The organism is Paraburkholderia sp. Ac-20336, assembly GCF_017105025.1.
Classification (GTDB): domain Bacteria; phylum Pseudomonadota; class Gammaproteobacteria; order Burkholderiales; family Burkholderiaceae; genus Paraburkholderia.
In genome coordinates this window covers 1-12,884 of sequence record NZ_JAAGPS010000040.1, presented here as the reverse complement: position 1 = coordinate 12,884, position 12,884 = coordinate 1, and the positions used below count along the sequence as shown (strand labels likewise).

At 67.3% G+C, this 12,884-nt stretch carries 9 protein-coding genes; all 9 read right to left on the bottom strand.

Features of this window, described 5'->3' with window-relative positions; all coding sequences use genetic code 11:
- Window positions 1-47: 47 nt before the first annotated feature.
- A complete protein-coding gene (gene bioD / locus GXB81_RS14330; protein ID WP_205989497.1) occupies window positions 48-788 on the bottom strand; it encodes a dethiobiotin synthase in 741 nt (246 codons plus the stop codon).
- A complete protein-coding gene (gene bioF / locus GXB81_RS14325) occupies window positions 785-1,969 on the bottom strand; it encodes an 8-amino-7-oxononanoate synthase (RefSeq protein ID WP_205989495.1) in 1,185 nt (394 codons plus the stop codon). The genes bioD and bioF overlap by 4 nt, the downstream gene beginning before the upstream one ends.
- Complete coding sequence (gene bioA / locus GXB81_RS14320) at window positions 1,969-3,246, bottom strand: adenosylmethionine--8-amino-7-oxononanoate transaminase (protein ID WP_241016365.1); 1,278 nt, start codon at window positions 3,244-3,246, stop codon at window positions 1,969-1,971. Before bioA ends, bioF begins: the two co-directional genes overlap by 1 nt.
- A gap of 547 nt (window positions 3,247-3,793) precedes the next feature.
- On the bottom strand, window positions 3,794-7,393 hold the full coding sequence (locus tag GXB81_RS14315) for a hypothetical protein (RefSeq protein ID WP_205989492.1): 3,600 nt from the start codon (window positions 7,391-7,393) through the stop codon (window positions 3,794-3,796).
- A 187-nt stretch (window positions 7,394-7,580) separates the two neighbouring features.
- The gene (locus GXB81_RS14310) at window positions 7,581-8,906 is read right to left on the bottom strand and encodes a CocE/NonD family hydrolase (RefSeq protein WP_167042345.1); all 1,326 of its coding nucleotides are present in this window, start codon (window positions 8,904-8,906) and stop codon (window positions 7,581-7,583) included.
- Between the two features lie 606 nt (window positions 8,907-9,512).
- Window positions 9,513-9,968, bottom strand: coding sequence for a YchJ family protein (locus GXB81_RS14305; protein ID WP_205989490.1), 456 nt, complete (start codon window positions 9,966-9,968; stop codon window positions 9,513-9,515).
- 7 nt (window positions 9,969-9,975) lie between these two features.
- Complete coding sequence (locus GXB81_RS14300; RefSeq protein ID WP_167042349.1) at window positions 9,976-11,106, bottom strand: acyl-CoA dehydrogenase family protein; 1,131 nt, start codon at window positions 11,104-11,106, stop codon at window positions 9,976-9,978.
- A gap of 11 nt (window positions 11,107-11,117) precedes the next feature.
- Complete coding sequence (locus GXB81_RS14295; protein ID WP_205989488.1) at window positions 11,118-11,795, bottom strand: SDR family oxidoreductase; 678 nt, start codon at window positions 11,793-11,795, stop codon at window positions 11,118-11,120.
- A 74-nt stretch (window positions 11,796-11,869) separates the two neighbouring features.
- The coding region (locus tag GXB81_RS14290; RefSeq protein WP_205989486.1) for an acetyl-CoA C-acetyltransferase at window positions 11,870-12,884 on the bottom strand (1,015 nt) is incomplete at its 5' end.

The following is a 12,884-nucleotide window of genomic DNA, read 5'->3' as shown; positions in this document are numbered from 1 at the left end:
GATCCTCGTGTACGGATGAAATAGGGTTCAGCGCTGCGAGGCAGCGGCTAGGCCGCGCGCAATCGGCGCAGCGTGTGCAGAAGCGGTTGAAGGTCGAGTTGCCGTGACGCAAGCTCGGGCGAAAGCGGATCGAGATGCGGCACGCTGCCGAGCAGTGGCGCGCCGTAGGCGCGCGAAAGATGCGCGCGAATCGACGCGATGTTTTCGTCGGGGAACGTCATGTCCGGATCGATGCGATTCGCGACCCAGCCCGCGAGCGTGAGGCCGCGCGCGGCGATCGCTTCGGCGGTCAGCAGCGCGTGGCTGATGCAGCCGAGCCGCATGCCGACCACGAGCACGACCGGCAGCTTCAGCGCGACCGCGAGATCGGCGGTGTCCTGCGTCGCGGTCAGCGGCACGCGAAAGCCGCCGACGCCTTCGACCACGACGATGTCCGCGCGCGTCAGCGTTTCCCGATGGCAGGCGACGATATGGTCGAGATCGAACGTCACGTTTTCGAGCGCGGCCGCGATATGCGGCGCAGCCGGTTCCTTCAGCAGATACGGCGTGCGCAGCGCGGGCGGCAGCAGCACGCTCGACGCGGCATCGAGTTGATCCGCGTCTTCGTTGTGCAGCACGCCGTCCACGTCGAACGCGCCGGCGGCGACCGGCTTCATCGCGGCCGCTTGCAGACCCTCGCGCACGAAGCCGCGCAATAGCGCCGACGACACGAACGTCTTGCCGATTTCCGTATCGGTGCCGGTGACGAACAGCGACAGCGCCTCGCCGGTGGAATTCTTATGACTCATGCGCCGTGCCCTTCGAGTTGTTGCAGGCCCGCTGCGAGCCGGTCGAGGTCCGCATGCGAATGCGCGGCCGAGAGCGAAATACGCAGACGCGACGTGCCGGCGGGCACGGTCGGCGGCCGGATCGCGGGCACCCACAAACCGGCGCGATCGAGCGCGGCGGCGAGGTCGAGCGTCGCATCGTTCGCGCCGATGATGAGCGGCTGCACGGCGGTGTGCGAATCGACGGGCAGCCACGGCGTCGCCTTCAGCATCGCGCGCGTGCGCTCGATCAGCTGCCGAAGATGTGCGCGCCTCGCCTCGCCTTCCTCGCCGCCGATGATACGCAGGCTCGCCGACACCGCATGCGCGGCCGCCGGCACCGACGCGGTCGTGAAGATATACGGACGCGCGCGCTGCACGAGCCATTCGATCACGGTCGCATGCGCGACGACGAACGCGCCCGAGACGCCGGCCGCCTTGCCGAGCGTGCCGATCGAAATCAGATGCGGCGAGCGCAGCGCGGCCTGCGCAACCGCGCCACGGCCTTGCGGACCGAGCACGCCGAAGCCGTGCGCATCGTCGACGATGAGCCAGGCGCCGTGCCGTTCCGCGAGTTCGAGCAGACGCGGCAGCGGGGCGATGTCGCCGTCCATGCTGAACACGGTGTCGGAGACGATCACCTTGACGTCCGACGCCGAGGCTTCGAGCAGTGCGCTTAAGGCGTCCATGTCGCCGTGCGGATAGACCTGCACATCGGCGCGCGACAGCCGCGCGCCGTCGATCAGCGAGGCGTGATTGAGCGCATCGGAGAACAGCGTCGTGCCGCGGCCCGCGAGCGCGGTCACCGTCGCGAGGTTCGCCATATAACCGGTGCTGAAATACAGCGCGCGCGGGTCGTCGACGAAGCCGCCCGCGAATTCCGCGAGATCGTCTTCGAGTTGCGCATGCGCGCGCGAGTGGCCGCCGAGCAGATGCGAGCCGCCGCTGCCCGCGCCGTACCGGCGCGCGCCTTCGGCGATGGCCTCGATCAGTTGCGGATGCGCGGCGAGGCCGAGGTAGTCGTTGCTCGCGAAGCCGATGATCTCGCGGCCGTCGACCGTCATGTGCGCGGCGCAGGGCGTATCGGCGGTGCGGCGGCGACGGCGCAATCCGCGCGCGTCGATGTCTGCGAGCCCTGCGGCGAGCGTGTCGAGCAGATGCATCAGCGGACCTCTGCGAGCGTGGCGTCGAAGGTCTCGCGCGTGCGGGCGGCAAGCAGCGCGAGTTCTTCGTCGTCGAGGATGTACGGCGGCATCAGGTACACGGTGGTGCCGATCGGGCGCAGCAATAGCTCGCGCTGCAACGCGTTGTCGAAGAAGCGGCGCGAAAACGTTCGGGCCTGCTGAGCATCGTCGATCACCGCATCGAATGCGAAGAGCGTGCCGCACTGGCGCAGATTGCGCACCTGCGCATGCCCGGCGAGCGGCGCGAGCGCGGCTTTCAGCGTGGCCGACTTGCGTGCGTTCGCGGCGAGCACGTCGTCGCTCGCGAACAGGTCGAGCGTCGCGAGCGCCGCGCGGCACGCGAGCGGATTGCCGGTGTACGAGTGCGAGTGCAGGAAGCCGCGCGCGGTGTCGTCGTGGTAGAAGGCCGCGAAGATCTCGTCGCGCGACAGCACGATCGACAGCGGCAGATAACCGCCGCTGATGCCTTTCGACAGGCACAGGAAGTCCGGCCACACGTGCGCCTGTTCGCAGGCGAAGAAGGTGCCGGTGCGTCCGCAGCCGACCGCGATTTCGTCGGCGATCAGATGCACGCCGTATTCGTCGCACAGCGCGCGCAAGCCCGCGATATACGACGCGTCGTGCATCGCCATGCCGGCCGCGCATTGCACGAGCGGCTCGACGATCAGCGCGGCGATGCGGTTTGCGCGTGCGTCGAACAGCGTGCGCACGTTGTCGAGCGCGCGGCGCGCGACGTCGGCGGCGGTCTCTCCCGACTGAGCGAGCCGCGCATCGGGCGAGGCGACGACATGCGCGTGACGGATCAGCGGATCGTAGGCGTCCTTGAACAGCGCGACGTCGGTCACGCCGAGCGCGCCGATCGTCTCGCCGTGGTAACTGTTGGCGATGCAGACGAATTCCTGCTTGTCGGCAAAGCCCCGGTTGCGCCAGCTGTGGAAGCTCATCTTCAGCGCGATCTCGACCGCCGACGCGCCATCCGAGGCGAAGAACGCGTGGCCGAGCGTGTTGCCGGTCAGCGCGCCGAGACGTTCGGCGAGTTCGACGGCGGGCTCGTGCGTGCAGCCGGCGAGCATCGCGTGTTCGAGCGTATCGAGCTGGTCTTTCAGCGCCGCGTTGATGCGCGGGTTCGCGTGACCGAACAGATTGACCCACCACGAACTGATCGCGTCGAGATAGCGATGGCCGGCGCGGTCGTAGAGCCACGCGCCCTGACCCCGCGCGACAGGCACGAGCGGCAGACGTTCGTGGTGCTTCATCTGCGTGCACGGATGCCATACCGCGCGCAGGCTGCGGGCGACCCAGTCGTCAGGGGCGTTCGAGGACGTCCCTGGCGGGGCGACGGAAGGTACTGCTGAATTGTCCAAAAAGGTACTCCAGGATGCTTTTTTGCCGCTAGCGCGCGAGGGTGTTTGGGCGCCTTTGTTTTGAGCCCTTTTTCAGGGCTTTTTCGACGTGCCGATGGGACTGTTCGCACCACGGCACGCAGGCCTCGGCGCGCGCACGGGGTCGAGATTAGCGGTTTCTTTAATCGCGCGCATCAGCGACTTGAGGCGCGGTTTTCCTTATGGCGCCGGGGTTTGGCGTCGTTCGGCACAACTGGAATCACTTTGGGGTCGAAGCCCGCCGATCGCCGCAGATGACGACGTCAAAGTAATGGGCCATGACCGGCGGGAATTGGCGGGAATGAGCGGGAATCGGCGGCGAGCGGGTTTTTTGGGGGCTGGCCGCTCGGCTGTGCCACATGAATCGCCGACAGGACGGCCGTGCCGGAACCGGCCGCATCGGGCACGCAGGCGGCGACGCTTACGCCTGCCTCGGCCACACGCCGTCGAGCCTGTCGGTGTCCTTGGGCGTGAGTTTGAGCGATTCGACTTCCCGTTCGCCGCGCGAGCCCTTCGTCGCCGTCATCTGCAAGCCCATGCGCAGGCCCACGGCCACCTGACGATCGTTGGCCTGCACGGCCATCAGCTCGGTCGGCAGCCAGGCGTTGTCGCGGCGAAGAAGCGCATCGCGCCGTTGCGTCAGGACGTCGATCTTGCCGCGCTCGTCCTCGCGATTGCGCGCCTTCAGCATCGCGATCTGGTCGTCGAGCGCATCGGCGCCGATCGCCGCGTGACTGCGCAGACGCCGCCGCGCGACAAAGCGGAGATTCTGCACCTCGTTGGCCGAGAGATCCGACAGATACTTCTCGATGCGCCGCCGCCCTCGCTCCATCGCCGCCGTCAGGTTGCCGCCCTCGGGCATCGGCTCGCCCGGCGCGACGCCGAACGTGAGTTGCCACGCCGGGTCTTCGCGCAAGGCTTTCTTGTAGTCGTTGAGACTCGAAAACTCGGTGTCGGCGAGCGAGGTGCGCGCCTGGAGCCTGCCGCCCTCGCGCACGAGCGTGGCCTTCGCCTGGTGAAAACCGTCGTAGATCGGTATTTCGAGCGACACCGCGTTCGGCGCGAACACCGAGACGCTCGCGATGTCGGTGGGGTCGGCGCCGCTGGCGCCGGTCTTCTCGACCTTGTCGCTGACGCTGAAGTTCGCACCCGCCTGGAACGTCACGCGATTGCCGCGCCCGAAGCGGTGCGATTCGATCTGCGTGTGACCGGCCTGGTCCTGCACGTCGAGCGTGGCCTTGTAGACGCGGTCGTGCGAAACGCCGACGATCCCGTTGGTGCGCGCCGACACCGTGCCCGTGCCGATCTTGAGCCCGGGCCGGAACGTCAACGATTCGCCGTGGTGGCGCACCGCGCCTTTCTGATTGTTCCAGGCGACGGAGAAATCGTCGTTGTTCAGAAACTGCTTCGCCAGATTGCCCCAAAGTTCGTCACCGCTGCGGCCGCGTCCAGCGTTATCGAATAAATAGTTGTTGATATGTGTGAGTTGCTCCTTACTGCGTTCGTCGTCATAGGCATCCTTATCGCTGCGAAGACGGCGGGCCATGCTCAGATCGACCGTGCATTGCTCGGTGTCGTCCCACTCGTGCGCGGCTTCGAGGTTGCCCGCGAGGCGCGCCATGCCGAAATCGTGGCCGATCTGCAGGCCGGCGCCCGCGCTCGCCCGCGCGCGCTTCTGCGTGCCGAAGCTGATCTTGTACGCGGGCGTCGAGCGGCTGTATTCGAGTACGGCCTGACGCCCGCGCGAGCTTTGCAGGTTCAGGCGCGGCGCGACCAGCGGGAGCGAGGCCGCTGCTGCGCTCACGCCTCGCGTGCTCAGACCGACTATGCCGCCTTCGGTCACGATGGCCTTGCCGCCGCCTTCGAGGTTGGCGATGATGCGCGCGCCCACGGCACGGTAATCCTCGTTCGTATCGCCGGCGGGCTTGATTGCCTTGCCGAGCGCAACCCGGTCGATGACGTCGAGCGCATGGTCCAGCGCATCGCTATTCGCGGTGCCGGTGCCTTTGGCGTAGGACTTGTGCCACTTGCGAAGCAGCTTCGCGTCGATGACGCCTGCTCCGCCGGGCAACTGCTTGCGGATCGCCTTGCGTGCGTCGTCGGCGTTGCCGCCGTTCTCCGGCGTGGCGAGCCGCGCGCGGAACGCCGCGAACGCTTTCGCTTTGCGGCCGGCGCGGAACCCCGAGGCCGGCGCGCCGCCGGGCGTATCGAGATGCGTGCGCAGACGTTCGGCGATTTCGTCGATCACGCTGTCGTCGAGAGGGGCTTCGAACTTTCTTGCATCGCTGCCTTCGGGGCGACCGGCGAGCACCTGAAGCAGCGTGCGGCTCACGAGGTCGGAGACCGTACCGTCGCCCTTGACACCCGGCTCGCTCGCCGGGGCGCCGGACGCCGCGTTTTCACCCGTCGACAGCGCCCGGTTCAGTTCGTCGATCATCTTGCCGGTGGCCTTGTCGAGTGCCTGTTCGTCTTTGTCCCACGAGCCGAGGCCCGTGCCTTCGATGCCGCCCTGCATCGCCACGAGCGGGCTTTTGTTGAAGCCGAACGGCCGTCCAATCGATTTGTACCATTGGCGATTGAGGCCGCGCTGCCGGGCCACCGGCATCGCGCCGTCGCCGTGTTGGCCGTCCTGTTCGGGGCGAGTCGACGTCGCCCGCGGCACCGTTTGATTAAGGAAGCGTTCGAGGCGGTTCTTGCTCGCGGCGAGCGGTGTGCCGGCGCCGTCGGCAAAAAAGCCCTGACGGGCGGCAAGCAGCGCGCCCGCTTCGCGCGTGCTCATCTGCTCCAGATCGTTCACGCGCATCAGCTTCGTGGCCGCGAGCGCGATCGAGGCAAGATGCCGTTGGGTGTGGGCCGTGGTGTCGTTGCGCGCGGGTGCCGGGCTATTCAGAATGCGCTGCGCGCTTCGCTCGATGCTAGGCGGATCGGCGTCGAGCGGCGTGTGTCCGTTCGTCCGCGCGAGCAGCTCGGCGGCCTGAAGCCAGGCGCGCGGCGCGAAGCGCGCTTCGCCATCGCTGGGCCAATGCTGTCCCGCGATTTCGCGCAGGCTCTCGAAACCGCCCGCCGTCATGGACAGTTCCTGGGCGGCGCGCCAGGCGCGTGCTTCGAGGTTGCGTGTATCGAGGTCGTGTGTCTGAGTCGCGGGTGTCGAAGGCGCGCCGTCGTTGTCGCGCGACGCGAGGTGAATGTCGGCGATGTCGGCGCGCGGCGTGCTACGGGCGAAATCGTCGAAGACCGCCAGCATCGAGGCGTCAAGGGTGGTGGTGGGCGCGGGCGCTGGTGCCGCTGATGGTGCCGTTGCGGGCTGGCGCGGCTGGACCGCTGCGCCAGTGTCGAAACTCAGTCCCGCCTGCATGCGGCCGAACACCTGTTGCGCGATCTCAAGGTCTCCACCCGAAGCCGTTTCCAGCGCGCTCAACACCAACGCGCGCTGCATCGTCCGCACCTCGTGAAATTGCGAGTTGGGCAATTTCAACAGCGCCTCATCGATCTGGTCCGTCAGCCCTTCGAGTTGGTCTGGCTTCGCACGGGGAAAAAAGCGCACGGGCATCCGGCCGGTTTCGAGATCCTCGCTGGCCCCGAGATGCGCGGGGGCTGTGTTCATGACGCGCGGGTTCCCGCCTCGACGTGCATGGAAACTCTCCAGCGCTTTCTGCATGGAGCTCTCGGGTTTGGGCGCTGCCGAGCGCCGATCGGGAAAGGCAAACTCGGCGGCCTGGCTCTCATCGCCGGCGACGACCGGCGGCATCTTCACCGCCTTGCTGGCATCGACGGTATGCGACGGCAGGACCGGTTTGCCCTTTGTGCTGAACCTGAAGAGCGATCCGAGGGTGACGTCGGCGGCCTTGTGCGTCACGTGCAGGCGTGGCTTCAGTCCTTCGAGCAAGCCGCCGCTCCGCTCAGGCGTGGGCGGTGCGGCCGGTCGGGAGGTGGACGCGGCGGAGGCGTTCTGCGGGGTGGCGCCTTGCAGTTGCGAGACTGCGGCATCCCTGCGGGAGGTGGGCTGGATCGGATTGTTCATGGGCGGTCGGAAGCAATAGCGGCATGCGGCCCACTATCGATTTGCCCGATGACGCTCCAGTGACCCGTGCGAAGCGAGCGCGCAAACAGCGAAGTTCCTTGTCCTAACTTATGCGCAGCAGATAGAAGGTGAAATTCCTCGCCTCGACTTATGCGTAACAGCTAGAAAGGCCAGCGCTGCGCGCGCGTCACTCGCGGCTCGCAATGGCGTGCCGGCCATCGGCATCGGCCGTCGGCGCAGAACCGTTCGCATCCGCCGTCTGCGAAGCCTGGTTGTTCCACACGACGGCGTTGTCGACCGCATACAGGCGGCAGGGATCGGCGCTCTGCTTCTGGCAATTGTTGATCGCCACCGACATCGGATTGTCGCCGCCCTCGGCCCACGACCACGCGCCCGAATCCGACACCGCAAACGCGCGGCTCGGATACTGATGCAGGAAGTTGCGATAGCCGTCGCGGCCCGCCGCGTCGAGATACGGCACCGCATCGACCGCGTCGAGCGCGGCAAAGCCGGTGGCCTTCGGCGCGGACGGATCGGCCACGCGATACTGCACGGCCGTCGGCATGCCGGCGCGCGCGAGGAACGACTCGACGGCCGGCCACCACACGTGCACGCCGTCGCGATCGCCGACCAGCCGATGCGCGTCGTTCTTGTAGTTGCCGAAATCGACCATCTTCGCGCTCGCACCGTGCGCGCCATAGGCGGCATACATGCCGGCGACGAGCGGCGCGTTCCAGACCGAGTCGTTGTCGCCGTACAGCCACAGCGACGGTACTTTGCTCTTTTCGCCATACGCGCCGAACGCGCGTGTCAGATTGCCCTGCCAGTCGGTGCAGGCGTCCTGGCGCAGGCCGCCCGAGAAATTGATCAGCGCGCGCACGCCCGGCGCGGCTTCGGTGCCGTAGGCGATCGTCGCGAGACCGCCGTGCGAGGTGCCGGCTACCGCGATATGCGCCGCGTCGACATACGATTGCTTTGCCATGTAGTCGATCGTGGCGGCCACGTCGCTCGCCTGGCCGAGACCGTTGAGTTCGACGTCGCAGCCGTCCTGCTCGTACACGCCGTCCGAATGGCCGAAGCCCTGGCGGTTCGGCGCGACCACCACGTAGCCGCGGCGGACGAATTCGCGCGCGAACGGCAGCGGGTCGCTGCGTTCCTGCAGGTGCGGATCGCCCGGAATCTTGCCGTGGTTGAACACGATCATCGGGAACGGGCCGGGGCCGTCCGGTTTGTAGATCGTCGTTTCGAGCGTGATCGAGCCATCCGCGTTGACCGGCACGCGGATGATCTGCTCGTTCAGGTGCGCGGTCGGCAGATAGGCGTCGTCGTCGAGCGCGATGCGCGGCACGCGGGCGCGCGTGAGCGGTCCGCCCTGGTTGTCGGTGAGCGGCGTGGCGTTCAGCTTGGAGGAGGTCGACGCGTAGGAGAGCGGATCGGCATGTGCGATCGCGACAGCGCAAGTGGTCGCGGCGCAGACCGCCGCACACTTTTTCAGAACCTTGCTCAACACCATTGACGCACCTGCCTGAAAGACCTGTCCTGAACTCCGTGCGGTCCGTTCCTCGACAACGCTTGCTGACAGCCTGCTTTCGTCAGCGTTTTCGACAAACAGACTCACTCGCGTACGTTGTGCGCCAAGCGCACGCACGCCAATCGAGATCGCACGGGATGAACCCAACGGCCGACGCGACCCCACGCGCCGATGATGAGCGTCACTTCATGCGCTGCGAACCGCCGCGGCTCGCGTTGACGTGGCGGCCGGCACGGTTTCCTGCGCATTTCGCGGAGCCGGTATGACCCGCTCTCGCAAGGTGACGTCATGAGACAACGGACTCATCCTGGCATGACAATTTTGTTTTGTGCAATCAAGGAGAACCCGCGCCGCAGAAATTGCCGGACCCGCGCCGGGGCCCGCAAAGCCACGGCGGGCGGGCCTCGGCGCGGGATGGCGGCAAGTGGCGAACGATGGTCGGTTGCGTGCTGTGGTGCGAGGCCAACACGAAAAAAAGCCCTGATCGAGGGCTTGGGGTGCGGTGGTGTGCCGACCCTGGCGTCAGCCGGTGAAGGGGAAGAGAAAGGTTCGGCGCGCGCGCTGGCGGCCATATCCATGCGATGAGGCTTACTCGCTGACGTCGCCGTCGACGTAGCGCCAGCGGCCGTCGTCGCCGCGCACGAAGCGGCTCAGTTCATGCAGCCGATGCGCGCGCCCGCCCACCTTGTAGCGCGCGATGAACTCGACGGTTGCGTGATGCGCGTCGCTCTCGGCGAACGACTTGATCTGCAGTCCGAGCCAGCGCGGCGCGCCGGGGGCGCCCGGGTCCGCGTCGAGATCGGCGGGGCAGGTGCGAGCGTCCCATGTCGCGCGCAGATAGTCGTTCGCGCCGAGCACGTAGGCGCTGTAGCGCGAGCGCATCAGTTCGAGCGCGCGCGGCGCCGCTTCGCCGCCATCGATATAGCGTCCGCAGCATTGCGCGAAGCGCGGCGCTCGCGTGGCGGCGCCGCTGCGTGGCTCGGGGGTGGCGCCGCCGCATGGGCAGTCGGCGGGTCGTTGCTGCGACAGCAATGGCTTGTTCATCGATATTTCAGTTCAGCGCGCGAGCGATCAGGATCTTCTGGATGTCGCTCGTGCCTTCGTAGATTTGACATACACGCACATCGCGGTAAATCCGCTCGACCGGAAAGTCGCTCAGATAACCGTAGCCGCCGTGAATCTGCAAGGCCGCCGAACAGATGCGCTCGGCGGCTTCCGAGGCGAACAGCTTCGCCATCGCGGCTTCGGTCAGGCAGGGCTGGCCGGCGTCCTTCAGCGAGGCCGCATGCCAGATCAGCTGACGCGCGGCTTCGAGTTGCGTCGCCATCTCGGCGAGACGGAACTGTACCGCCTGATGCGAAAAGAGCGGCGCGCCGAAGCTCTCGCGCTCCTTCGCATAGCCCAATGCCGCCTCGAACGCGGCGCGCGCCATGCCGACGCTTTGCGCGGCGATGCCGATGCGCCCGCCTTCGAGTCCCGACAGCGCGATCCGGTAGCCTTCGCCTTCGGCGCCGATCCGGTTCGCGGCCGGCACGCGGCAATTCTCGAAGACGATCTGCGCGGTATCCGACGAATGCTGGCCGAGCTTTTCTTCGATGCGCGCGACGCCGTAGCCGGGCGTATCGGTCGGCACGATGAACGCGCTGATGCCGCGCTTGCCCGCGGCTTTATCGGTGACGGCCATGACGATCGCCACCTGGCCGTTCCTGCCGCTCGTGATGAACTGCTTGACGCCGTTCAGCACGTAGCTGTCGCCATCGCGTGTGGCGGTGGTGCGTAGCGCCGAGGCGTCGGAGCCCGCCTGCGGTTCGGTCAGGCAGAACGCGCCGAGCATGTCGCCGCGCGCGAGCGGCGTGAGCCAGGCGCGTTTCTGCGCGTCGTTGCCGTAGCTCAAGAGGATGCTGCACACGGGGCAGTTGTTGACCGAGATCGCGGTCGAGGTGCCGCCGTCGCCGGCCGCGATTTCTTCGAGAATCAAGGCGAGCGCAAGGGCGTCCATGCCCGCGCCGCCATACGCTTCGGGCACGAGCACGCCATACGCGCCGAGTTCGGCGAGCTGGCGATGCACGTCGCGCGGGAACGTGCGTTCGCGGTCCCAGGCGGCCGCATAGGGCGTGATTGCTTCGCGCACGAAGGTGCGCAGCGCGTCGCGCACCATCAGGTGATCCTGATCGAGCACCATGGTCTAGTTCCTTACCAGTCGAGCTGCGTGCCGTCGTATTGAAAGAAGCGGCCGTGGAACGCGTCGCGCGCGGCCGCGGCCTGGGCGAGCACGTCGCGCATGCCGGCGACGCTGTGCGCCGGATCGAGCGCCGCCTGTGCGCCGCCCATGTCGGTGCGCACCCAGCCCGGATGCAGCGACACGCAGGTCGCGCGGCGCGTTTCGAGCGAGGCGAGCTTCAGCACGTCGTTCAGCGCGGCCTTGCTCGCGCGATAGAGCCAGCCGGTCGTGCCGGTTGCATCGGCGATGCTGCCCATATGGCTCGAAATCACCGCGAACACGCCGTTCGCATCTTCGACGAGCGGCAGCACGATCGGCATCAGTTGCATCGGGCCGCGCACGTTCGTGTGCATGACGTGATCGAAGTCCTCGGCCGTGATCGTTTCGATACCTTCGGTGCGCGGGCCGTACACGCCCGACACGAGGATCGCCGCATCGAGCCGTTCGCCGTCGAGCTTCCAGCCGAACGCGGCGATTTCCTCGGGCGCGGTCACGTCGAGCGTGAAGGTTTCGGCGCCGAGTTCATTGAGCGCGTCGAGCGCGGCGCCGTCGCGCGCGGTGGCGAGCACGCGCCAGCCGCTCTTCCTGTACTGCCGTACGAATTCCTGGCCGATGCCGCGTGACGCACCGACGATCAACACTGTTTTCATCGCATTCCTCGCTGGTTTCTCATTCATTGCCGGCGCGGCTTCGGCGCCGTGAATCAGGTGTCGAAGCCGGCGCGTCAGACGAGTTCGATACCCATCGCCGTCGCCTCGCCGCCGCCGATGCACAGCGTCGCGACGCCGCGCCTGCCGCCGCGCTGGCGGAGCGCGCCGATCAGCGTGACGAGAATGCGCGCCCCCGAGGCGCCGATCGGATGGCCGAGCGCACATGCGCCGCCATGCACGTTGACCTTGTCGTGCGGCAAGCCGTGTTCCTTCATCGCGGCCATCGTGACGACCGCGAACGCTTCGTTGATCTCGTACAGATCGACCTCGCCGGCACGCCAGCCGTTCTTGCCGAACAGCTTATGGATCGCGCCGACCGGCGCGGTAGTGAACTTCGCGGGCTCCTGCGCGAAGGTCGAATGACCAACCACGCGCGCGAGCGGCGCGACGCCGAGCCGCTTCGCCGTCGATTCGCGCATCATCACGAGCGCGGCGGCGCCGTCCGAGATCGACGACGAATTCGCCGCCGTCACGGTGCCGGTCTTGCTGAACGCGGGCTTGAGCGTCGGGATCTTTTCGAGGTTGGCCTTGAACGGCTGCTCGTCGTGCGTGATCGTGACCTCGCCCTTGCGGCTCGCCACCTTGACCGGTGCGATTTCCCAGTCGAACGAGCCGTCCTCGTTCGCGCGCTTCGCGCGGTTCAGCGATTCGACCGCGAACGCGTCCTGCGCCTCGCGCGTGAAAGCGAACGACGCCGCGCATTCCTCGGCGAACGTGCCCATCAGACGGCCTTTTTCGTAGGCGTCTTCGAGGCCGTCGTAGAACATATGGTCGAGCACCTGGCCGTGGCCCATGCGCATGCCGCCGCGCGCCTTCGGCAGCAGGTACGGCGCATTCGTCATGCTCTCCATGCCGCCCGCGACGATCACGTCGAGCGAGCCGGCCGCGAGCATGTCGTGCGCGAACATCGCCGCGCGCATGCCCGAGCCGCACATCTTGTTGACGGTCGTGCAGCCGGTGGCGAGCGGCAAGCCCGCGCCGAGCGCGGCCTGGCGCGCGGGCGCCTGGCCGAGGCCGGCGGGCAGCACG